Source organism: Streptomyces sp. NPDC001732, from assembly GCF_053596315.1.
This window is the reverse complement of the sequence record NZ_JBSFFY010000033.1, coordinates 1-23,006: the sequence shown is the minus strand read 5'-3', so window position 1 is coordinate 23,006 and position 23,006 is coordinate 1. Positions and strand designations below refer to the sequence as shown.

Sequence of the window (23,006 nt, the reverse complement as noted above, 5' to 3'; positions counted from 1 at the left end):
CACAGTGGTGAGCGTGACGGAACAGGCGTGCAGCGCGATCCTTTCTCGCAGACGGTGCGGGGAAGACCGACCAGGGGAACCTGCACAGCAGGACAGTCAGCCGGGCCACTGCTTCCAACGGGCACGGGGCGGATCACAGCGACCTGAGTCAAGGGCCTGCTGGTGGGCACGGTCGGCGAGTTCCGCGTCCGACCGGACTCGACCGTCGGCATCGGGGGGAGTGCGCCCGCCTCGGGTGCTCCGGCCTGCCAGGGCTTCGAACGCCGCCTGCCGGCAGGCAGGGTCCACGCTGTGACCTGCAGCCACCGCTGCTCTTCGGTCCTCCCGCACCGATGATCAGCGGTGGCCGTCTTCACCCCGTCGAGGTCGAAGCCCTCCGCCCCGGGCGGGAGCTGCTGCGCGCACTGCAAGGCGTGGTGAAGAAGACCGTCCGGGGCGAGTCGCCGATCGCGAACGAGCAGGGCGGTCAGCCCCGGACTCCGGCGTCCGGTCCTCGCCGTTCGAGCGGTCACCCGGCGATGAGTACCTCATGAGGATCAGCCACGCGAGGAAGCGTGATGAGCGGCCCCGTCGGCCGCCGACGGTTGTGCGCCCGCCGGGGGCGCATTGCTCGTTCGTGCGCCCCCGGGCCTGTCCTCCGCCGTCAGCGAGCCCGACAACGCGGAGGTCCGGAACACCACAGCGGCCGTACGCCGGCTCGGCAGGACGCAGGAGGAGGCCGAGCCGCTGAGCGAAAGCGTCGTGGCACAGCCGGACGTAGCGGTGGAGCTCACCCCCACCCCGTCGGTATGCACCACCCCGACCTGCGATGCCTCCGTGACCGTGACCAACCAGGGCACGAGTCCGGCCAGCGGCACAGTGATGGTGAACGTCGCGGGTCAGACGGCGCTGAACAGTCCCGCTTCGGTGCCTCCCGGCGGGCGCCGCGCGCTGACGGCGACAGCGAGGAACGTGGCGTCACCAGGCCAGACGGTACCGGTGACTTGGTCCGTGGTCTTCTGCACACCACACGTCATGGGCGACGACGTGGCGCTCGTCAAGCGGCTGGCGGGCCGCGGCTTCCGGCTCAACGAGTCGGTGAGCACCGGGAGTACCAACAGCGGCCCCGCCAACGGCAAGGCCGTCCTCCAGCTGCTGGACGCGATGACACCGGACATCGGTCCGCGGACCAGCCCCCTGCTCCGCAACGACCGAATCAGAAACGTCACACAGACGGTGGCCAACCTGATTCGGCAAGGTGCCTTCGAGCAGTTCTACGAACTGGCCGTGAACACCGACAACCTGAAGGTCTCTTCCGGGAGCGGCTTCGGCGAACTGACGGCGAAGACCGACCAGCTCAGCACCTCCGACCTACGGACGCTCCACCATGTGACCGACCTTGCGCGAGGTCGTCTGGGGCACCACCTACAAACCCGAGGGTTCGTCGGACGGGCACAAAGCCGATATCCAGGACCTCACCCGCCGGCAGACCATCCAGGAAAAGACTTTGGCCGGGAACACACGCACTGTCGTGGACGGCTTCGGGCAAGCGGTCGGTGAACTCGCCGGGGACAAGGTGGTCCCACCCGGCTTCGACAAGCGTCCGTGGATCTCACCACCGCGGAACAGAAGTTCAAGAAGAGTGCCACCGTTGCCGATCAGCAAAAACTCGACGATGCGCGGAAGGCATACCGAAAGGAACTCGGCGGTAAGCCCAACAACAGTTCCATACCCGAGCGGCTCGGCGAGAGCGCGGCCAGGTACCACGTCGTTCCGGAAAAGTTCCCGGGTGCCGAGTGGGTCAATCTGCCCAGCACCTCCAATGGAGCGGACAGGTTCGACCAGTTGTACCGACTCGCCGACGACGGCCTCCTCGTCGTCGAGGCAAAAGTGCCGTCGAGCGACCTCGGCCGGCGACAGGGGAAGGGCCGCCACCAGGGCGCACTGGTCCAGCAGGGCACCAGGGAGTACGTGGAGACGATCATCGAGCTGATGAAGGAGCGCGCGGCGAAGTCCCCGCAGGACGGCCGGATCGCGCACGAGCTGGAGCAGGCGCTGAAGGACGGGAAGCTCCGCTACGTCCTCGTGAAGGCGAAGGACGGCTCCGGCTCCTACGCAGGTGCCACGCTGCAAAGCTTCGACATTCATCAGCAGGGCTTTGTCGGGTGGTGTCGTGGGGCTGCCACGGGGTGGGTTGTCGGCAGGTGGCCTGCCCCCGGGGCCGTACCAGCCGCGCCTGGTACGGCCCGGATCCGGCCTCCTCGCCACGGGCGGCACCGCTGATCGTGGTCGAGCGAGAAGAGCCGGTGCCAATGTGAACGGGGCAGGGCGGGAGGCTGGACGCGCTTCAGAGGAAGGAGGAAAGGCCGTCGAGGAGCCTGTCCACCTCGTCAGTGGTGTTGTACGGCGCCAGGCCGACCCGGAGGGCAGGATCCTCCAGCTTCAGGGCGGCGAAGGGTTCGTACGCGTAGAACGAACCGGCAGGGGCCAGGACATCGCGTGCGGCCAGATGCACCTGGGCCTCGCGGGCGTCGCGGCCTTCGAGCGTCATCAGGAGGGTCGGGGTGCGGTCGGCCGCCTTCGAGTGCACGGTGACAGCGTCGCCCAGGGCTCGCAGCCCGTCCTCGAGCCTTGTGCGCAGCGCCCGCTCGTGCTCGTGGAGGGAAGCCAGCGAATGCGCGAGGCGCTCCCGGCGCGTGGCTCCCGTGCCCGGGGCGAGGGCGGCGAGGAAGTCCACGGCTGCGGTGGCGCCCGCCAGGATCTCATAGGGCAGGGTGCCGAACTCGAATCGCTCCGGCACGGTTTCGGGGGACGGCAGAAGCTTGTCCGGGTGGAGGGTTTCGAGGAGTTCGGGTGCTCCGGCGAGCACACCGCAGTGCGGTCCGAGGAACTTGTACGGCGAGCAGACGAACAGGTCGGCGCCGAGGGCGGACACGTCCACCAGGCCGTGCGCGGCGTAGTGGACTCCGTCCACGTACACCAAGGCGCCGACCTCGTGCGCCCGGTCGGCGATCTGGCGGACGGGCGGCTTGGTACCCAGCACGTTCGAGGCTGCCGTGACCGCGACCAGCCGCGTCCGGGGCGACAGCGCCCGCTCGAAGGAATCGAGGTCGAGCTCCGCCGTCCTGCTGTCGATCTCGATCCAGCGGACCGTCGCCCCGACGCGCTCGGCCGCATGCACCCAGGGGCGGACGTTGCAGTCGTGGTCCAGACGGCTGAGAACGATCTCGTCGCCGGCCTTCCAGTTCTTGGCCAGATGACGGGAGAAGTCGTAGGTGAGCTGGGTGGCACTGCGCCCGTGGACGATGCCGCTCGCGGGTATGCCGAGCAGATCGGCGTAGGCGGTGCGGAAGTCCGTCACGGCGCGCTCCGCGTTGAGCTCGGACGGGCTGACCACCCCCCGGTTGGAGAGGGGGCCGGTCAGTGTCGCGGCGATGGCGTCGGCGACGGGGCGGGGGGTCTGGGTCCCGCCAGGGCCGTCGAAGAAGGCGAGGCCGCTGTCGAGGGACGGGAAGTGGGCCCGGAGAACGGTCGGGTCGATGGCCATGGCCTCAGCTTTCGGGAGAAGTGCGCGGTCGTACGGACGGCCGGGGAGGGCGGCGACAGCGCAGATGTGCTGCGTGCATCTGGCAGGTTTCCTAAGGGCTGTCCCGTAATCCCCGGCGGGCGCGCGACGACAGCCACAGCACCTCGCTGCGTTGTCGGAACGTCCGAATACATCCGGTATGCGGACGCCCCTCCGCCTTGCGATGCACCGCATCTGACGCCGCGCGCTGATCCACCGGGGATTACGGGACAGCCCTTAGACTCTGGCACCTGACGGCAAGACACGTAAAGCGATGGATCGAGAAGAGAAAGTTCACGGCCCATGAAGCCTCAGCCCGACCTGAAGCTCCTCTCCACGTTCATGGCCGTGGTGAACCGCGGCTCCATGGCAGAAGCGGCAACAGCCCTCGGCTACGTACCCTCCGCGGTGTCCCAGCACATCGCCGCGCTGGAGCGCGACATGGGCGTCGAGCTGCTCGTCCGCCGCCCGGGGAGCCGACTGATCCTGACCGCTGCCGGCCGCTCCCTCGCACAGGCGGCGGAAACGCTCTTCGAGGCGACCGCCCGGTTCCAGGACACCGCCAACGGCATCTCGAACCATGAGATCGCCGAGTTGCGTGTCGGTGCCTACCCCAGCGCGGTGAGCCACTTGCTCCCCGAGGTTCTGTCCGCTCTCGGGCCCCGTGACTGCGGTGTCCGCATCCGCCTTGTCATCGTGGAGACGCACGAGGGGTTGCCCAAGGTCAAATCGGGAGACCTCGACCTGCTCATCGCCTACCGGTACCTGCCCGAGGACCCACCGGCCGCCTCCCCCGAGTGGGCCGTCACCTCCCTGGGACATGAGCCGCTGGTCCTCGTCGCGGGCTCCCGGCCGGGCCGTCACCCGTTGAAACTGGCGGAATGCCTTGAGCTGGGATGGACCTCGGGCCAGGCGCACAGTCCTGATCGGCGGTTGTTGCATCGTTGGGCCGGAGAGCTGGGGATCTCTCCGGATGTGACGCTGGAGACCGAAGACCTGCACAGCATGCTCGCCATGATCAGAGCCGGATTGGCCGTGGGGCTGATCCCGGTCACTCTCATCAGCGAAGAGAACGGCCGGCCCGGAGTCCAACGGGTTGCTCTGCCGTCCGGAGCCACGCCGCTCCACCGCGAGGTGCTTGCCGTGAGCAGACCTGGCACCCGCCTCCCGGTCATCAACGAGTTGGTCGCACTGCTGGTCGAAGCTCTGGAGAGCATCCCGCCACAGCGCCCGCAACCGGTGGTTCCGCGCCCGGCCGGCTGAAGGTGCGGGGCACCGTTCCCGGGCAGGGCGGCGGTGCGTGAGGTGGATGGGTCCGCGGTCCGCTTGTTCGTGGGTCCGACCGGAGAGGGGTTCCGCTGGAAGCCGTTGCGGGATTCGGCGGTGGGCAGGAGTCGCCGGCCGGGATGGGCATGGACGATGAGGACCTTCACGTCGTACTCCGGTGGCGGGTGGGACGGTTTGCGGTGGAGACCACGGCGGCGTTCGCGCCAACGATCACGGCGATGGCGAGCCAGGCGAGGGCATCGAGGTGCTGGCCGAGGACGGTGAGGCCGGCGAGGGCCGCGAAGACGGGGTTCACGCTCATGAACACACCGAAGAGGTGTGCCGGAATGCGTCGCAGCGCCAGCAGGTCGGCCAGGAACGGCACCGCGGAGGAGAGCACCCCGGCCGCCAGTGCGCACCCCAGCGCCGCTGCCGTGGGCGGGCGGTGCCACAGCATCCACGCGCCGACGGGCAGATAGAGGACGCCGGAGACGGTTGCTGCGGCGGCCGGGCCTTCCAGGCCGGGCAGGCGGGCACCGACGGTCCGGTTGAGCAGGATGTAGCAGGCCCAGCATGTCGCGGCCAGCAGGGCCAAGCCGATGCCCGGGTAGTCGGTGGAGGGCGTGGGGCGGGTCAGGGCCACCACCGCGCCGGCAGCAGCCACCGCGGCGACCAGGTCGGTACGGCGCCGGGAACAGGCCAGGGCCACGGTCAGCGGGCCGAGGAACTCCAGCGTGACGGCCAGCCCGAGTCCGATCCGTTCGATCGCCGAGTACAGGGAGAGGTTCATCCCCGCGAACACCGACGCCAGGCCCAGCACGGGACGCCACTGCGCCGCGGTGAAGTGCCGCAGCCGCGGCCGGCCGACGGCCCCGAGTACCGCGGCCGCCACCCACTGGCGCACCGCCACCACCCCGACCGGCCCGAGCACCGGGAACGCCAGCGCCGCGATCGAGGCCCCGGTCTGGTTGGACAGGCCGCTGCCCAGCATCAGTGCCACCCCGGCCCCGCGCCCGGCCTGCGGGTAAGGGGCGGTTCCATCGGCTGCGGTGGCCCGGGACGACGCGGCAGGAGAGGAATCGAGCTTCACGTCCTTCACGATCAGCACACCAGCGGCATACGCAAAATGCATCCACCTGCCCATCCATACGCTGGACGCATGGATGAGACCCTGAAGAAGGCGGCTGCGCTGGAGCTGAGGCACCTGCGGTGCCTGGTCGCCATCATCGACACCGGCAGTTTCACGGACGCGGCCATCGAGCTGGGCATCTCCCAGGCCGCTGTCTCCCGCAACCTGCTCGCCCTCGAGAAGATCCTCGGGGTGCGGCTGCTGCATCGCACCAGCCGCACCATTGCTCCGACCACCGCGGGCGTGCAGGCCCTTGCCCGCGCCCGCCTGGTGCTGTCCGGCGCCGAGGAACTCGTTGCCGAAGCCTCCACGGGCCACAGCCGTCTGCACATCGGCCACGCCTGGTCCGCCTTCGGCGGTCACACCACCGAGTTCCAGCGCCGCTGGCACCACGACCACCCCAAGACCGAACTCAGGCTCATCCGCCACAACTCCCCCACCGGCGGGCTCGCCGAGGGGCTTTGCGACCTCGCCGTCATCCGCGCCCCGCTCGACCTCACCCCCTGGTCACACGCCCTCGTCGGCCACGAGCACCGCTACGTGGCCCTCGCCTCCGACGACCCCTGGGCCCGCCGCCGCACCATCCGTATGGGCGAGATCCCTGGCCGCACCCTCGCCATCGACCGCCGTACCGGCACCACCACCCTCAGCCTGTGGCCCGAGGACGAACGACCCGCCGTTGAATACACCCAGGACATCGACGACTGGCTCGCCGCCATCGCCACCGGCCGCTGCGTCGGTATCACTCCCCGGGCCACCGCCGCCCAGTACCGGCGCGACGGCATCACCTACCGCCCCCTGCGCGACACCGACCCCGCCCCCGTCCATGTCATCTGGCGTCGGCAGGACCCCCACCCCGCCACCCACGCCGCTGTCGCCCTCGCCATCGACCTCTACCGCGAGGACCGGCCTGCCTGATGGCCGGTTGTGAGAGCTCTGCGGGACCTTTGAACATGTCCGGTTGCCCAGCTCTCCGCCTGCAGGGAACCTCTCAAGGCTCCAGCTTCCCGAGAAGCGCTTCCACGGGAATCCGGGCATGTACCTGCCCCCTAGGACGTTTCGCTGTCGGCTGGATCGCTGCGGGCACGGTGGACTCCCTCAGGCCCGCGACGGCGTATCGGGAGCCGTCATCGGCTTCGGCATCGCCCGCGCCCTGCACGCCGTTTCCGGCCACGGATTCCGTACCGGCACCGGCGTCGTCATCGGCTCGCCCGGCTTCATGTCGCCCGAGCAGGTGCGGGGCTCGAAGTCGGCCCGCAGAGCGACGTGTTCAGCCTCGGCACTGTCCTCGCGCACGTGTCCCCGGCGGCGCCCACCGCTCGCGCGGCCACGGCGTCGGCCGCGGCACCGTCCGCACTGCCGTCGCCGGCCTTCGTCGACGGCGGTGCACATGTGCCCGGCGAGGGCAGCGGCTACGGGGCCGACGGACCGGTTCGCCGGAAACCAGTTGCGACGAACCTCTTGCCGGGGCGATCCGGCCTCCCTAATGTGAACCTTCAAATCCACGGAAGTACATGCAGCAAGCGCCGTTAGGGCATAATTTTGAACGATCAAATCAGTCGAGCACCTGCCCCCTCCATCCCCGGCCCGGACCTCGTCCGCGGCCCGGCGGTGGGTTACCTCGACTACGCCAGGGTCGGTCCGCTCTCCTGCCCGGCCGCCGCGGCGCTGGCCGCCACGACCGCGCTCGCCGCCCGTCTCGATCCCGCCGACCTCGACCGGTTGTTCGCGCTCAGCGACGCCGCCCAGAGCTCGGCGGCCCGGCTGCTCGGCGCCCGGCGGCACGAGATCGCCCTCGCCCCGTCCACCAGCAACGGCCTGTTCACCGTGGCCGCCGCGCTCCAGGGCCCCGGCACGCTCCTGGTGCCCCGCGACGAGTTCCCCGCCAACCTCTATCCCTGGCTGCGCTTCGCCGCCCGCGGCGGCCCCGCGGTCCGCCTCGTCGAACCGGACGGACAGCGGCACATCACCCCCGACCTGCTGCGTCGCCACCTCACTCCCGACGTCGTCGCCCTCGCCGTCAGCGCCGTCGACTCGCTCACCGGCCACCTGGCCCCGCTCGCCGCCCTCAAGGAGATCCTCGGTCCCGGCCGGCTGCTGATCGTCGACGCCATCCAGGGCCTGGGCGCCGTCCCGCTCGAAGCGGACGCCGCCGACGTCCTCGTCAGCGGCGGGCAGAAGTGGCTGCGGGCCGGCTGGGGGGCCGCGCTGCTGCTGATCCGCGACCGGTGCGCCGAGCGGCTGGCCCCCGGGCTCGGCGGCTGGGCCGGCGTCGTGGAGCCCTTCGCGTCCCGGCACCCGGCGGAGCCGTTGCCCGGGGCCGCCGCCCACCTCGCCACCAACCCGGACTTCCCGGCCGCCGCGGCCCTCGGCGCGGCCATCGACGACCTGCTCGACCGGGGCGGCCCGGCCGCCGCCGGAGCCCGTATCCGCGCCACCCTCGCCGACCTGCTCGACCGTGCGCGGCGGGCCGGCGCCGACGTCCTGCTGGACGGGCTCGGCCCCCACGAGCGCGCCGGCATCGGCACCTTCCGCCTGCCCGGCCACGACCCCGTCACCGTCCACCGCACCCTCGAAGCGGCCGGCCTGATCACCACCCGCCGCGACGAGTGGATCCGGCTGTCCCCCCACACCTCCACCCCGGACGCCGCGGCCGGCCTGTTCGCCGAGGCGTTGCGCACCCTCGCCCGTCCCACCACCACCCACTACGCCCAGGAGCCGACATGTCCCACCAACTGAGCCGCCGCCGACTGTTCCAGCTCGCCACCGCCTCCGCCGCCGGACTCGGCCTGACCGCCTGCGGCAACAACGGATCGGGCGGCGACAGCGGCGCCGACGGCGACAAGGGCCGGATAACCGTCTGGAGCTGGACCACCGCGGCCGAGGCCCTGCGCGGCGTCGTCCCCTCCTTCGAACGGGACAACCCTGGCATCCAGGTGGACATACAGGACGTCGGCAACCCGGCCATCTGGGACAAGATCACCGTCGGCCTCGCATCGGACGGCAAGGGCCTCGCCGACGTCCTGCACATCGGCGTCGACTACCTGCCCGGCTACCTGGAGAAGTTCCCCGACGGGCTCACCGACCTGTCCCGGTTCGGGGCCGACCGGTACCGGAGCGACTTCGTCCAGGGGCTGTGGCCGACCGTCATGGGCAAGGACAAGGCCGCCCACGCCCTCCCGTGGGAGGTCAACCCGCTCGGTCTGTTCTACCGGCAGGACTACTTCGACAAGGCCGGTGTCGACCCCGCGGACATCGGCAGCTGGGACGACCTGATCGCCGCCGGACCGAAGATCCTCGCCGCCACCGGCGCCCAACTGCTCGGGCTCGACAAGCCCGGCACCACCCCGGACATGGATTTCTTCCAGAACCTGATGCAGCTCCAGGACGCCTTCTACTTCGACCAAAGAGGCAGGATCACGCTCGCCTCCACGGAAGCCGTCCGCGCCCTCACCATCATCAAACGGCTCAACGACGACGGCCTGCTCGCCGACACCGCGGGGCAGGGCACCAGGAAGCGCCTGCTCGGCCAGGGGAAGCTCGCCACCTCCCCCGACCCCGCCTGGGCCGTCGAGTACCTGGCCACCAAGTTCCCCGGCCAGAAGGGGAAATGGCGCGTCATGCAGCCTCCGGCCGCCATTGCCGGGGGAGGCCGCAGCGCCATCGTCAACTCCACCTACCTGGCTGTCTCCGCATCGAGCAAGCGCCGCCGGGCCGCCTGGCGATTCATCGAGTACGCGCTCACCAAGCCCGCCGAGATCAACCGGATGTTCACCTCCGGCGGCGTCTTCCCCGCCCTCGGCACGGCGTACGACGACCCGAGGTTCAGCGCGCCCCACCCCTACTACGGCGGCCAGAAGGTGCTGAAGACCTTCGTCGACTCGCTCTCCTCCGGCTCCGAGGCCACCAACTTCACCGGCGACTACACCCGAGCTCTCAAGCTCGCCGGCGACGCCCAGAGCCAGGTGCTGGTCAAGGGCGCCGATCCGGCCAGTGCCCTCGGGGACGCCGCCGAGCGGCTCGCCCAGCAGACCGGTCGGCAGCAGGCGGCCTGACCACCATGTCCTCCGTCCTGCCCGAACGCCTTCCCGCAGCCGCCCCCGCAGCCGCCCCCGCCCCGCCCGGCCGCGGCACCCCCGCGCGCACCGGCCACGCCCGCCCGCGCCGACGCGGGCTGCTGACCCGCGGCTCCGTCCCGTACCTGCTGATCATGCCGGCCGTCCTGGGCTTCGCGGTCTTCAAGGCGTACCCCATCGTCTCCTCTCTCTGGATCAGCCTCACCACCGGCAGCGGCGCCGAGCGGCACTTCGCCGGACTCGCCAACTACCGGCGCCTGCTGGGCGATCCGCTGTTCTGGACCGCACTGAAGAACACCGCGCTGATCCTGGTCGTCCAGGTGCCGTTGATGCTCGGCCTGGCCCTGCTCGTCGCCCTCGCACTCAACTCCGCCAAGGTCTGGCTGCGTCCGCTCTGGCGGCTGGGCGTCTTCGTACCCTCGCTGACCGGCCTGGTCGCCGCGGGCGTGATGTTCTCCGTGATCCTCAACCGCGACGCCGGGCTGCTGAACTGGGTCCTCTCCCTGTTCGGCGTCGACCGGGTGAACTGGCTCGGCAGTCCCTCCTGGGCCCGCGTGGGCGTCGTCCTCGTCATCACCTGGCACTACACCGGCTACAACGCGGTGATGTACCTCGCCGGTCTGCAGGGCATTCCCAGGGAGCTGTACGAGGCCGCGATGGTCGACGGGGCGGGGCCGATCCGCCGCTTCGTCTCCATCACCCTGCCCCAGCTGCGGCCGATCCTGCTCCTCACCGTGGTGCTCTCCACCATCGGCACCCTGCAGCTCTTCGACGAGCCGTACGTCCTCACCGGCGGCGGCCCCGACAACGCCACCCTGACGGTCACCATGTACCTGTACAACAACGGCTTCAAGTACTTCGACTTCGGCTACGCGTCGGCCATCGCCTACGTGCTCGCGCTGATCGTGTCCGTGCTCGGCATCCTGCAGGTCCGCCTGATGGGAGAGCGCCGATGAAGTCCCGTCGGGGTCCGCTGCTCACGCTGCTGCTCGCGGGCGCCTTCGCGCTCTGCGTCGGTCCGTTCTACTGGCTCGCCGTCGCCGCGACCCAGGAGGACAGGGACGTGTTCTCCTGGCCGCCGAAACTGCTGCCCGGCGGCCACTTCCTGGAGAACCTCCGCGGACTGGAGGAGTCCATCGGGCTCACCCGGGTCCTGCTCAACACCCTGGTGGTGGCGGGCACCCAGACGCTCGGTGCCGTCATCGTCTCGGTACTGGCCGGGTACGCCTTCGCCAAGTTCGAGTTCCGCGGGCGCAACCTGTTCTTCGTCCTGCTGCTCAGCACCCTGGTCATCCCCGACACGGTGATGCTGATCCCGATCTTCCAGATGATGATGGACCTGGGCCTGATCGACTCCTATCAGTCCATCGTCCTGCCCGGTCTGGTCACCCCGTTCGGCATCTTCCTGATGCGGCAGGCTCTGCGTTCCATGCCCGACGAACTCCTGGACGCGGCCCGCGTCGACGGCGCCGGTGAACTACGGGTGCTGTGGCGGATCGTCATCCCGGTCAACCGGCCGATCATCGCGGCGCTCGCGCTGTTCGTCTTCCTCAGCAGCTGGAACCAGTTCGTCTGGCCGCTGATCGCGCTGCGCAGCCCCGAGATGTACACGCTGCCCGTGGCCACCGCCACCCTGCAGGGGCTGTCGACCACCAATTACGCGCAGGTCCTGCTCGCCGCGGGCATCGCCGCCGTCCCCGTGATGGCCCTCTTCCTCGTCCTGCAACGCCAGTTCATCTCCGGCCTGCTGGCCGGGGCCACCAAGGAGTGATCACACCATGACCACCGAACCGCGCCCCGCCGCCGAGAGCGCGTCCGTGCCCGCCGAGCCGGACGCCGATCCGCAGCAGTCCGCCCCGCAGCAGCTCGCCCCGGTGTGGCGCCCGAACGCGTCGGCCGGGGCCCTTCCCGGCGCCGTCGGCCACCGGCAGCTCGACACCGGTCTGTCCCTCTCCGCCGGGGCCCCGCTCACCGTCCACCTCACCGGGCTCGGCTGCGACCGGCTGGAGACCGCCGTCACCCCGGCCGGTGACGGCGTGGCCCTGATCGAGGTCACGCCGGCGGTCGCGGCCACCGTCCGTGCCGAATGGCGGGTCCCCTGCCTCGGGGCCACCGCCTACTGGACCCCGGACACCAACGCCTCCCGCTGGCTGCCGCCGTCCTGGATCGCCCCCCGGACCGTCTCGCTCGCCCTGGGCGCCCCCGTCGCCAGCCTGGTCGGCGCCGACGACCGCGCCCTGTGCACCGCCGCCGCGGCCGAGACCTCCGCCCCCGTGCGCGTCGGCGCCGGTGTGGTGGAGGAAACCAACGAGTTCGCCTTCACCGTCGAGCAGGACCTCACCCCGGACGGGCCGCCGCTGCGGCTGCGGATCGACATCGGCGGCCGCCACTTCGCCGCCACCCTGCGAGACGTCACCGCCTGGTGGGCCGAGGGTCTGGACCACCCCGGCGTCGCCCCCGCCGCCCGGATGCCCGCCTACTCCACCTGGTACAGCCTCCACCAGAACGTCGACACCGCCGCCGTCGAACGCCAGGCCGCCCTCGCCGCGGCCGTCGGCTGCGAGAGCATCATCGTCGACGACGGCTGGCAGACCACCGACCGCGCCCGCGGCTACGGCCACTGCGGCGACTGGGAGCCCAACCCGGTGGCCTTCCCCGACCCCGCGGCCCACGTCGCCGAGGTCCACCGGATCGGTCTCGCCTATCTCCTGTGGTACGCACTGCCGTTCATCGGCCGGCACAACGACGCCTGGGACCGCTTCAAGGGCATGGTCCTGCGCGAGGAGCCCCACCTGGACGCGGCCGTGCTCGACCCCCGTCACCCCGAGGTCCGTGCCTACCTGATCGAGAAGGTCTCCCGCGCCGTCGAGCAGTGGGACATGGACGGTCTGAAGCTCGACTTCATCGACCGCTTCGCCGTCACCGACCCCCCGCCCGCCCCGGCCGGCGCCGACCGCGCCACCGTCCACGAGGGCGTGCTCCAGCTGCTCGCCGACCTCGACGCCCGCCTGCGCCGCACCCGGCCCGACGTGATCGTCGAGCACCGCCAGCCGTACGTCGGCCCCGGGCTGTGGCCGTACGCCACCATGGTCCGCGCCACCGACTGCCCGCTCAGCCCCGCCGAGAACCGCCAGCGCACCGTCGACTGCCGCCTCACCGCGGGCCCGCTCGCCGTCCACGCCGACATGATCACGTGGAACTCCGCCGAGACGCCCGAGTCCGTCGCCGTCCACCTCGTCAACGCCCTGTTCTCGGTGCCGCAGATCTCCGTCGACCTCGCCGCCCAGAGCCCCGGCCAGCTCGCCACCCTGCGCTTCTGGCTCGGCGTCTCCCGCCGGTACGCCGACGTCCTCCAGCTCGGCGTCCTGGAACCCGCCCGGCCGGACCTGGGCTACCCCCTGGTCCGCGCCCGCGACCACCGCACCACCGTGGTCGCACGGTACGCGCCGCTGCCCGTCGCCCTTCCGGACCGGCATGTCACGGACGGTCCGCAGACCCTGCTCGTCGCCAACGCGGACGGCGACCCCGTGGTGCTTCTGACCGCCACCCGGCCGGAGAAAGCCCTCACCCGCGTACAGGACTGCCGAGGTGAGATCCTGTCCGAGACCGTGTTCGACCTCGTCGCCGGGGTGAACCCGGTGACCGTACCGACCGGTGGCCTGCTCACCCTGACCCGCGAGCACTGAGAACCGCGGGCCGGGGGCGGGTGGCCGCCGCCCCCAGCCCGCCGACGACCGCCCGCAGAGGAACGATGACCGCTCGACAGGTGACCATCGAGGAGGTCGCACGCGCGGCCGGAGTCTCCCGACAGACCGTCTCGAACGCCCTCAACGCCCCCCACCGGCTGCGCGAAGCCACTCTGGCCCGGGTCACCGCCGCCATCGACGAACTCGGTTACCGGCCCGACCAGTCCGCCCGCAGTCTGCGCACCGGCACCCGCAAGGTCATCGGCTATCCCGCCCCCGTCGACAACCCCGCCGACCCCAATCCCCTGATGGGCGGCTTCCTCCAGGCACTGGTGACCGCCGCCGACGACGTCGGCCACCGCATCCTGCTGTTCCGCTCCGACCCCCAGCAGGGTGCCGGAGCGGTCGCCAGGTCCTTCAACGACCTGATCGCGGCCCGCCAGGTAGACGGGTTCATCCTCTCCGACGTCGTCCACGACGACCCCCGCGTCGACGTGCTCTCCGAGGCCGGCTTCCCGTTCGCCGCCTTCGGCCGGACCGCCCCCGGCCGCCCGCAGAACTGGGTGGACATCGACTCCACCGCCACCACCGCCGCACTGGTCGGTCTCCTGCTCGACCAGGGCCACCGGCGGATCTGCTACCTCAACTCCGCCGCGTCCCTGCCCTGGCTCGCCGACCGCAGGGCCGGCTTCCTGCAGGCCGCGGCCGCCGCCCCCGCCGGAGCCTTCGAGGTCGGCGTCCCCGACGACGACCCGGCCGCACTCTCCCACGCCGTCCAGCGCCTGCTCACCGGCCCCGACCGCCCGACCGCCCTGGTCTGCGCGACCGACTGGCTCGCCCTGACCGCCTATCAGGCCGTCCGCGCCGCAGACCTCGCCGTCGGCAGCGACGTCGCCGTCACCGGCTTCAACGACATCCCGCTCTGCACGCTGCTCCAGCCCGCCCTCACCAGCGCGCGCCTGCCCCTGGCCGCCATCGCCCATGCCCTCGTCGACCGGCTGATCATCGCCGTCGAGGACCCCGCCGCCGCTCCGGCGAGCGGGCTGCTGCTTCCCGCGGAGCCGATCGTTCGCGACAGCACGCCGGGGCGGTAGAAGCCGTCGCACCGCCTTTGTGACGTGACGGGGGCAGTGTCTGCCGGGAAGGGATCGCCGCCCGGACGCCGCGGGTGTCGACCGCCTTCGGCCGGACCCGGAGCACGTGCGGAATCCGTGCGAGTCCGGCGGGCGGCTCAACCGCGCTGAGCGCGAATGAGGTCGCGATACCACGCGAAGGACGCCTTCGGGGTGCGGACCTGGGTCTCGTGGTCGACGTGGACGAGACCGAAGCGCTGGTGGAAGCCCTCGGCCCATTCGAAGTTGTCCATCAGGGTCCAGGTGAAGTAGCCCCGCACGTCCACGCCCTGGGCCACGGCGGCGTCGACGGCCTGGAGGTGGGTGTCCAAGTAGTCAATGCGGTCGAGGTCGGGAACGGTGCCGTCCGCGGTGACGACGTCCTCGACCGAGCAGCCGTTCTCGGTGATGTAGACCGGCGGGAGGGCCGGGTAGCGCTCCTTGAGACCGACGAGCAGTTCCCGTAGGCCGTCGGGGACGACGGGCCAGTCGAAGGCGGTGCGGCGGTAGCCCTCGATGGGAGCCTCTTCGAACGGCAGCCCCTCGGACGTCGGCGCCTGGATCCGGGTCGGGTTGTAGTAGTTGATGCCGAGCGCGTCCAGGGGGGCCGAGATCAGTTCGAGATCGCCGTCCCGGACGGAGCCGCCGAGGGAGGTGTCCGCGCCGAAGGCCGACAGGTCGGGGTAGGTGCCCGTGAGGACCGGGTCGTTGAACAGGCGGTTGTGCAGGTTGTCATAGGCCTGCGCGGCGGCGCGGTCGGCGGGAGCCTCCGAGGCGGGCCAGACCGGGGTGCAGTTGTTGGCGATCATCACCTGGAGGCCCCGCGCCCGCAGCTCTCTCAGCGCCAGGCCGTGGCCGAACAGCTGATGGTGGGCGACCGGCAGGCAGTCCAGGAACAGGGTGCGGCCCGGCGCGTGGATGCCGAGGCCGTAGCCCCAGACCATGTGGATGAACGGTTCGTTGAGTGTGATCCACTTCTGGACGCGGTCGCCCAGCTTGTCGGCCATGACGGCGGCGTACTCGGCGAAGCGGTGCGCGGTGTCGCGGTTCAGCCAGCCGCCGCCGTCCTCGAGGCCCTGTGGGAGGTCCCAGTGGAACAGGGTCGGGACGGGTTCGACGCCCCGTGCGAGCAGGCCGTCGACCAGCCGGTCGTAGAAGTCCAGGCCCTGGGGGTTGACCTCGCCTCCACCGGTCGGCTGGATCCGGGGCCAGGCGATGGAGAAGCGATAGCCGGTGAGGCCCGCCTCGGCCATCAGCGCGAGGTCCTCCTCGTACCGGTGGTAGTGGTCGCAGGCCACGTCACCGGTGTGCCCGTCGCGGACTGTACCCGGGCGGGAGGTGAAGGTGTCCCACACCGACGGTCCGCGGCCGTCCTCCTTGGTGGCGCCCTCGATCTGGTACGACGCCGTCGAGGCGCCCCAGACGAAGTCCGCGGGCAGATGGTCCAGTGTCACACCCAACCTCCTGAAACATGAGTAGTGCTCATGTTAATCCGTCCGATGGGATGATGGAAGCGTGAATCAAGATCGCACCGCAGGGGCCCTGCGCCGGCTGCCGGTCCAAAAGCGCAGCGCCGAACGCTTCGAACGGCTGCTGGACGCCTGCGCCGAACTTCTGGACGAGGTCGGCTATGCCGCGCTGACCACCAAGGAGGTGGCCCGCAGGGCCGAGGTGCCCATCGGCACCCTTTATCAGTTCTTCTCCGACAGGGAGGGGCTGATCGGCGCGCTCGCCGCCCGCAACCTGGAGATCTTCCTGGAGCGGGTCGCGGTTCGGCTGGAGCACGAGAAACCCGAAGGCATCCCGGGCATCGTGGATGTGACCGTCGACGAGTTCGTCACCATGCGCCGGACGATCACCGGTTTCGGCGTGGTCGACTTCGGCGCGGTGGGACAGGACCACATCCTGGAGCCGGCCCTGGACAACAACACCGCGGTCGCCGAACGGCTGCGCGCACTGACCGCCACCCTGACCGGGGTCCGGGGCGACGCCGAACTCGAAATCGCTGTGCGGGTGGCCCTGGAGTGCGCGGACAGCGTGCTGAAACTGGCTTTCCGTACCGATCCGCAGGGCGACCCCCAGCTGATCTCCGAGTGCAAACGAGTTCTCAACAGCTACCTGGGCGGTCTGATCCGGCCCCCTGGCGACTAGAGCGTGCTCGCGACCGAAAGCGCGAACGACCGGGGCCGCTCGGGCGCTGTCGTGGTCACGTCGAGCGAATCGCCGACGTGCTGCCGGAGGACGCCGCCGCCCTCCTGAGCGCTAACGGACGCTCCTGACCTTCCAGACCAGTACCGCGCCCAGCACGGACATGGCCGCGGAACAGAGGAAGAGCGAGCGGTAGCCCCCCGGGCTGCCGAGCACGACCGAGGCGATCGGGGGAACCAGAACGTACGGCAGGGAAGTCATCAGGTTGGCCAGGGCCATGTCCTTGCCGCGGTCCGCCGAGGCAGGGAGGACCTCGGTGACCAGGGCGGTGTCGACGGCCAGGTACACGCCGTAGCCCAGGCCCAGGGTGACGGCCGCGACCAGCGTCATGGTCCACGTGGGCGACAGCGCCAGTGGAATCGCGGCGACGGCCATCGTGACGCCGCCGAGGAAGACCAGCATGCGGCGCTTGCCCAGCCTGTCGGACAGCCAGCCGCTGAGGACGACCGTCGAGATCGTGGCCAGGCAGTTGACACCGATCACGATGAGCAGCCCGTCCTCGGTGGACTGGCCGGGGAACGACTGCTCGTAGTGCAGGACGTCGTCCAGGAAGTACGGCATGTAGAGCGTGCCCAGGCCGTAGCCCAGCCCCATGACGAACCGGGAGCTCATCGCCCAGACGAAGTCGGGGTGCTCGCGCGGGTTGATCCGGTAGCCGGCCAGGAAGGCACGCAGCGAGAACGGCTCGCGGTGCCGGCGGGGAAGCGGCGGGTCCTTCATGGCGGTCGCGAACAGCAGTATCAGGAGCGGCAACGAGGCCATCAGCAGGTACTGCGCGGGGAAGCCCGTGACCAGCCCGAGCAGTAGGCCGCCCGCGATCATGCTGCCGGCCTGCGGGACCATGGCCCAGCCCAGCACCACACCGCGTTGTCCGACCGGGACCCGGTCGGGCACCACCGGGGAGAGCCCGGCACCGATCACCATGAAGGAGGCGGACAGCACGAGGGAGCCGAGCGCGACCCCGACGACCGTCGTCTGGACGCCGGTGCAGGCCAGCGCCGCCATGCAGACCAGCGAGCCCGCGATCAGCCACGGTCGGCGGCGGCCGAACCGGCTGGTGGTGCGGTCGCTGAGCGCACCGGCCAGCGGCGCGATGACGATTCCCGAGATCGCGCCCATCATGCTGACCCAGGCATAACTGCCGACCTTCCCCGCCGGGTCGATCCGAGCGATCTGCTCGGGCATCAGAAACGTGGTCGGCGCCTGCATCGGGACGAACAGCCCGATGTTGGCCAGGACGTACAGGGCGATCCAGCCGGAGCCGACCTTGCGGGTCGGCTCGGCGAGGGCCTCGGGCCGTTCGGGGGCGAGGGTCATCGGGGCACTCTCTTGAGGTGGATGAGCTCGCTCGTCCAGTCGAAGGACAGCAGCGGCGGGAGACCGTGGCTGAGCAGGACGGCGCCCTCGTGCACGGCGCCGGTGGCCTCGTCCCGGTAGCGGGCGTCGGGGTCGAGGGCCTTCAGGCGGGTACGGGCGGCCGTTCGGGTCAGCGCGGACGGCTGGAACTGGAAGACGACGACCGCGTCCTCGGTGAGGTACTGCACGGCGTGGTGCTCCAAGCGGTACTGGACGCCGCCGTGCACCACGGGCCGGATCCGCTTGTACTGCTCGACCAGCATCCGGGACCACGCCAGGTCGCCCTCGCTCCACTTCCGCAGGTCGCCGCCGATGCCCATCGCCCCGGCCATCGAGACGTGGAAGCGGTACCGGACCGAGGTCGGGCGGGCGGTGAAGCTGTTCGGGCTGTCGGTGACCCAGGCGCCCATGGTCCGGGCGGGCAGCAGCTGGCAGTGTCCGTGCTGGATCGCGACCCGGTCGGCGGCGTCGGTGTTGTCGGAAGTCCAGACCTGGTCCGCGCGGGCCAGCACGCCCAGGTCGGCCCGGCCGCCGCCGCCCGCGCACGATTCCAGGTACAGGCCGGGACAGGCGGCGCGCAGCCGGTCCATCACCTCGTAGACGCCTCGGGTGTGCCCGATCCAGACCCGGTCGGGATCGGTGGCCCCGGGCTGCCCCGCCTCGCTGAAGGGCCGGTTCATGTCCCACTTGAGGAAGACGACGTCCAGCTCGGTGACGGTCCTGACCAGCCATTCGACCGCCCATTCACGGACCTCGCGGCGGGCGAAGTCGAGCACGTGCTGATTGCGCCGCTGCGTGCGGGGACGGCCGTTCTGGCAGAGGATCCAGTCGGGGTGGGCACGGAAGAGGTCGCTGTCGGGGTTGACCGCCTCGGGCTCGACCCACAGGCCGAAACCCATGCCCAGCGCGCGGACGTGGTCGGCGAGCGGGCCCAGGCCGTCCGGGAAGCGGTCGGGGTTGGGCCACCAGTCGCCGAGCCCGGCCATGTCGCTGGTGCGGGCGCCGAACCAGGCGTCGTCCACGACGAAGACCTCGACGCCGAGACCCGCGGCCAGCTCGGCCAGCTCGGTCTGCTGCTGCTCGGTGATGTCGAATTCGGTCGCCTCCCACGAGTTGAAGATCAGTGGGCGTTCGGCCGGCCGGGCGGGCAGCACCTGGTCTTCGACGTAGGCGTGCCAGCGGCGGCTGGTGCCGCCGAAGCCGTCGGGGGCGTACAGCCCGGTGAAGACGGGGGTCTCCAGACGCTCGCCGGGGAGAAGCTTCCAGACCAGGCCCTCGTGGCCGAACCCGCCCGTCCAGGAGGCGCGGCCGCAGGGGTCGCGGCGCAGTGTGATCCGGCGGCTGCCGCTCCAGGCCAGGGCCGCGCTCCAGACCTCGCCGTGCTCCTCGGCGGCGTCATGCGCGTCGAGCATCAGCCAGGGTCCGGCGTGCTGTCCCGTGATGCCGAGGCGGCTGGTGAACACGGTCTCCCCGACGGGCACCCGGTCGCGCCGGAGCTGGAACTCCCGGCCCCATTCCCCCACCACATGGCTGACCCGGTAGTCGTCGCGGGCGGGCAGCGTCCAGGCGGCGGAGTCGAACCGCAGGACGTCCACCGGCTCCTCCGCGGTGAGAACGGCCCGGCGCTCGATCTGGTCGTGGCCGTCCCGGATCCGGTAGTGCAGGTCGAGGCCGAGGGAGCGGACACGGTCGGTGAAGGAGAGCGTGAGCCGGTCGTCCTCGGCCGTGTGCGAGACGAACCGCCACTCGAAGCCGCGGACGCCGTCGTCGAACCGGACGGTCAGCGAGGGCGCCCCGAAGCGCAGCCCGCCCTCGACCGCGTACTCCTCACCGCCGGGGTCGTCGCCGCCGGGGTCCTCGGCGGGCAGGTCGGCCGCGATCGCGACGGCCTGCTCCAGGGTCAGCGGCCGGCCCCAGTGCACGTGCCGGGGGACGTCGTCGGCGTCCAGCCGGAAGGCGTAGGAGGTGCCGGGAGTACTCAGGAGCCAGAGGCGGGCTTCGGAGTGGTGAGTGATCACGCAGATCCTTAAATGTGAGCTCGGCTCATGTTCTGTTCATACGTTAGGCAAGCGAGCCCACGACGCCAACCCCCCTGACGGGGTTGTCGAAGATCGCTCCAGCGGGGCCCTCGCACGTCCGGGAGGAGGGACGCGGTTGATTCCGGCCGTCGGGCGCGAGGACCTCCCGGGGACGGACGGCGACCGGGTTCGCGGCGCACGGTTCCCTGCGCTCTGCGCGGCGCGGGCGGCGAACGCGCCGGGAAGCCGACCGGGGTCGGCCGGATCTGGAGAGCCGATCCGGCCGACCCGGCCCCGGACACCGCCGCACCGGTGCCGTCAGTCGCTGTGGACGCCGACCTCTCGGAGCGAGTAGCCCCACTTGGTGCCGCGCTCCAGTCCCTGGATCCGTACGTGGCGCGCGCGAGTTCCGGCGAACCGTACCGTGTCCAGGCCGCCGTCACCGGCGGTCGTGGACCACACCGTCTTCCAGTTCGTACCGTCTTCCGACAGCTCGACCCGGTACGACTTCGCGTACGCCGCCTCCCAGTCGAGGGTGACGCGCTTGACCGGGTTAGTGGATCCGAGGTCGATCCGCAGCCACTGGTCGTCGTTCCACTCGCTGGCCCAGCGGGTGCCCGGGTCGCCGTCCACGGCCCGGCCGGGCGCGAAGCCGACGAACGGGTTCCACCACTCCGACGAGGACGCCGAGGCTGCCGCGCCCGAGGCCAGGTTCCCCCCGGACTTGTGCTTCTCGGAGTTCCCCCAGGTGCGGAGGTAGGACTCGGCGCCCGCGAAGAGGTCGTCCACGACCTCCTGACCGCCGACGATCCGGATGTCCTCGATCCAGTCCGGGACCATGCCGTAGTGCACGGCGCCAGTGGTGTTGAAGTCCCACGTGCGCTCGCCGGTGGTCTGCTTGTCGATCACCGAACCGCCGTCCGTACTGCGGAAGGGGTACTTCACCGGGTTCGGGGTGTCCCCGCCCCGCGGGCCCGGCCAGCCGCCGACACCGTTCATGTCGGTGCCGTAGCCGTAGCCGACCCCGTACTTCTCGCGCAGTGCGTCCGTGCGCCTGGCCTCCGCGCTGAACGCCTCGGAGCCGCTCATGTACTGGCCCGCGAATCCGCCGAGCTTGTAGAGCCGCTCGGTCCAGCCCATGTCCATCCAGCTGTGCGAGGAGATGACGCCCGGGTACGACTCGGATTCCAGGATGTCCAGGGCCCGACCCGCGGCCTTGACGCTCATGTGGTCGAGCTCCAGCATCATGCCGCGTTTCATCATGCCGCGCACCGCGTACTCACCCAGGTCGGTCAGCCCGCGGGTGTTGCACTGCGCGTCCGAGGCGTACGTGGGGACGGACACCCCCGCAGGCAGCAGCTTCTCCGCCTGGGGCGCCGCTGCGTTGCCGATGGGGTTGTCGTGCTGCGGGCCGCGACAGGTCTCCGTCTTCCAGAAGGTGCCGGTCGACAGGAACTGGCCCGCGTTGATGGCCGTACCGAGGGCGCCGGAGTCGTAGCGCACCCCGCACAGGGCGTTGTCGAACTTGTGGCACAGGAACATGCTGCGCACCCCCAGTTCGTACAGCTCGTCCAGGCCGCGGTCGACGTCCTCCTTGCCGCACTGCGCGACGTCCAGGATCTGCTTGCAGCCGAACGGCTCGGAGGTCTCGACCCCCAGGACGACGGCCAGCTTGCCCTGCTCGATGACCTCGCGGGCCTGCGCGCTGTCGGTGACGATCCGGAACCAGCCCTTGCCCGGACCGCCGTACATCTTGTCGACGAAGGCCTGCATGTCGTACGACTTCTGCGCCTCAAGACGGATGGCGGTCATCTCGTCGCAGCCGCGGTCCTTGAAGAAGTAGACCGAGCAGATCACGCCGTTGGTGACCAGGTCGTTGACCAGCACCCGCTGGCCACCGCGCCACGCCCGCTCGATCCAGGCGTAGTAGTTCTGCTGGTGGGTCAGCGAGTCGGGGGCGGGCCAGTCCTTGAATGTGGGCCACCCGTTGGGATCGTGCTTGCCGTCGCCGCCCTTGGTGATGAAGTCGAAGACGGCGAACGTGCCGTCCGGGTAGTGCTCGGGACAGTCCTTGAGCGCGTCGGCGACACCCTGCTCCGAGAACGGCTTGCCGCAGATCAGCCGGCCGCCGAAGCCCTCGTTGGACATGATGTGGTCGTGGACGTCGGCGAAGCCCCTGACACGTCCCTGGGCGTCGGTGCCCTTGAAGGGCTCGCCCGTGACGTTGATCTGCGAGTCGGGCGCGGGCCGCGTGGCCGGATTCCACCAGCCGGGCTCCGCCGCGGAGCTGGGCATCGGGCCGAGCACCAGGGCCATCACGGCGAGGAGCAGTGACACCACCGTGAGGGATCTGAGCCTGTGGCGCGGAGATTGAACCGTGGTCATCACATGAATCCTTAAATGTGAGTTGGGCTCATGTTTCGCTCATACGTTAGGCACCCGAGCCCGCGAGGCCAACCCCCTCGACGAGGGCCACCGCCGGAAAACGGCAAGAAGCGCGCCGCCGGGGCCGGGCCTCTGCTCCCGGGAGCAGCCGCCCCGCCCCCGCGGGCCCCATTGTTGGGGCCCAAAGAAAAAAAAAAAAAAAAAAAAAAGAGAATGCGGGCGAAAA

Annotated in this window: 17 protein-coding genes; 11 read left to right on the top strand and 6 right to left on the bottom strand. The window is 70.6% G+C overall.

Annotated elements, in window-relative coordinates; translation table 11 throughout:
- The first annotated feature begins 816 nt into the window (after positions 1-816).
- Both ACWCXX_RS26270 and ACWCXX_RS26265 read left to right on the top strand, forming a co-directional pair.
- On the top strand, positions 817-1,539 hold the full coding sequence (locus tag ACWCXX_RS26270) for a hypothetical protein (RefSeq protein WP_451131303.1): 723 nt from the start codon (positions 817-819) through the stop codon (positions 1,537-1,539).
- A gap of 45 nt (positions 1,540-1,584) precedes the next feature.
- Positions 1,585-2,262 (top strand): hypothetical protein, encoded by a 678-nt coding sequence (locus ACWCXX_RS26265; RefSeq protein ID WP_451131301.1) that lies wholly within the window; start codon positions 1,585-1,587, stop codon positions 2,260-2,262.
- Positions 2,263-2,326: 64 nt separating this feature from the next.
- Here the strand turns inward: ACWCXX_RS26265 and ACWCXX_RS26260 are convergent, their stop codons facing one another.
- Positions 2,327-3,526: a cysteine desulfurase-like protein gene (locus ACWCXX_RS26260; protein WP_451131299.1), complete on the bottom strand. Its 1,200-nt coding sequence runs from the start codon at positions 3,524-3,526 to the stop codon at positions 2,327-2,329.
- A 321-nt stretch (positions 3,527-3,847) separates the two neighbouring features.
- On the opposite strand from ACWCXX_RS26260, the gene ACWCXX_RS26255 reads away from it, so the two are divergent.
- Positions 3,848-4,807, top strand: coding sequence for a LysR family transcriptional regulator (locus ACWCXX_RS26255; protein WP_451131297.1), 960 nt, complete (start codon positions 3,848-3,850; stop codon positions 4,805-4,807).
- Positions 4,808-4,973: 166 nt separating this feature from the next.
- Here the strand turns inward: ACWCXX_RS26255 and ACWCXX_RS26250 are convergent, their stop codons facing one another.
- Entirely contained in the window at positions 4,974-5,801 is an 828-nt protein-coding gene (locus ACWCXX_RS26250) for an EamA family transporter (RefSeq protein WP_451131401.1), read from the bottom strand.
- 168 nt (positions 5,802-5,969) lie between these two features.
- Here ACWCXX_RS26250 and ACWCXX_RS26245 point away from each other — a divergent pair, with 168 nt between their 5' ends.
- The 7 genes from ACWCXX_RS26245 (at position 5,970) to ACWCXX_RS26215 (ending at position 14,795) form a co-directional block, all read left to right on the top strand.
- Positions 5,970-6,857 carry a LysR family transcriptional regulator gene (locus ACWCXX_RS26245; protein ID WP_451131295.1) on the top strand — a complete coding sequence of 296 codons (888 nt, stop codon included), beginning with the start codon at positions 5,970-5,972 and terminating at the stop codon, positions 6,855-6,857.
- Between the two features lie 624 nt (positions 6,858-7,481).
- Positions 7,482-8,678 (top strand): aminotransferase class V-fold PLP-dependent enzyme, encoded by a 1,197-nt coding sequence (locus tag ACWCXX_RS26240; protein WP_451131293.1) that lies wholly within the window; start codon positions 7,482-7,484, stop codon positions 8,676-8,678.
- Positions 8,663-9,994, top strand: coding sequence for an extracellular solute-binding protein (locus tag ACWCXX_RS26235; RefSeq protein ID WP_451131291.1), 1,332 nt, complete (start codon positions 8,663-8,665; stop codon positions 9,992-9,994). Before ACWCXX_RS26240 ends, ACWCXX_RS26235 begins: the two co-directional genes overlap by 16 nt.
- Positions 9,995-9,999: 5 nt before the next feature.
- Positions 10,000-10,971: a carbohydrate ABC transporter permease gene (locus ACWCXX_RS26230; RefSeq protein WP_451131289.1), complete on the top strand. Its 972-nt coding sequence runs from the start codon at positions 10,000-10,002 to the stop codon at positions 10,969-10,971.
- Positions 10,968-11,786, top strand: a complete 819-nt coding sequence (locus tag ACWCXX_RS26225; RefSeq protein WP_451131287.1) for a carbohydrate ABC transporter permease — start codon at positions 10,968-10,970, stop codon at positions 11,784-11,786. Before ACWCXX_RS26230 ends, ACWCXX_RS26225 begins: the two co-directional genes overlap by 4 nt.
- 7 nt (positions 11,787-11,793) lie before the next feature.
- Positions 11,794-13,701: a glycoside hydrolase family 36 protein gene (locus tag ACWCXX_RS26220; RefSeq protein WP_451131285.1), complete on the top strand. Its 1,908-nt coding sequence runs from the start codon at positions 11,794-11,796 to the stop codon at positions 13,699-13,701.
- A gap of 65 nt (positions 13,702-13,766) precedes the next feature.
- Positions 13,767-14,795, top strand: coding sequence for a LacI family DNA-binding transcriptional regulator (locus tag ACWCXX_RS26215; protein WP_451131283.1), 1,029 nt, complete (start codon positions 13,767-13,769; stop codon positions 14,793-14,795).
- A gap of 137 nt (positions 14,796-14,932) precedes the next feature.
- On the opposite strand, the gene ACWCXX_RS26210 is transcribed toward ACWCXX_RS26215, so the two are convergent.
- The gene (locus ACWCXX_RS26210) at positions 14,933-16,267 is read right to left on the bottom strand and encodes a GH1 family beta-glucosidase (RefSeq protein WP_451131281.1); all 1,335 of its coding nucleotides are present in this window, start codon (positions 16,265-16,267) and stop codon (positions 14,933-14,935) included.
- A 61-nt stretch (positions 16,268-16,328) separates the two neighbouring features.
- On the opposite strand from ACWCXX_RS26210, the gene ACWCXX_RS26205 reads away from it, so the two are divergent.
- Complete coding sequence (locus tag ACWCXX_RS26205; protein ID WP_451131279.1) at positions 16,329-16,964, top strand: TetR family transcriptional regulator; 636 nt, start codon at positions 16,329-16,331, stop codon at positions 16,962-16,964.
- A gap of 111 nt (positions 16,965-17,075) precedes the next feature.
- On the opposite strand, the gene ACWCXX_RS26200 is transcribed toward ACWCXX_RS26205, so the two are convergent.
- From ACWCXX_RS26200 to ACWCXX_RS26190, 3 genes are all read right to left on the bottom strand, one after another.
- Positions 17,076-18,338, bottom strand: a complete 1,263-nt coding sequence (locus ACWCXX_RS26200) for an MFS transporter (protein ID WP_451131277.1) — start codon at positions 18,336-18,338, stop codon at positions 17,076-17,078.
- Entirely contained in the window at positions 18,335-20,395 is a 2,061-nt protein-coding gene (locus ACWCXX_RS26195; RefSeq protein WP_451131275.1) for an alpha-galactosidase, read from the bottom strand. The genes ACWCXX_RS26200 and ACWCXX_RS26195 overlap by 4 nt, the downstream gene beginning before the upstream one ends.
- Before the next feature lie 318 nt (positions 20,396-20,713).
- Entirely contained in the window at positions 20,714-22,780 is a 2,067-nt protein-coding gene (locus ACWCXX_RS26190; protein WP_451131273.1) for a discoidin domain-containing protein, read from the bottom strand.
- Positions 22,781-23,006: the final 226 nt, after the last annotated feature.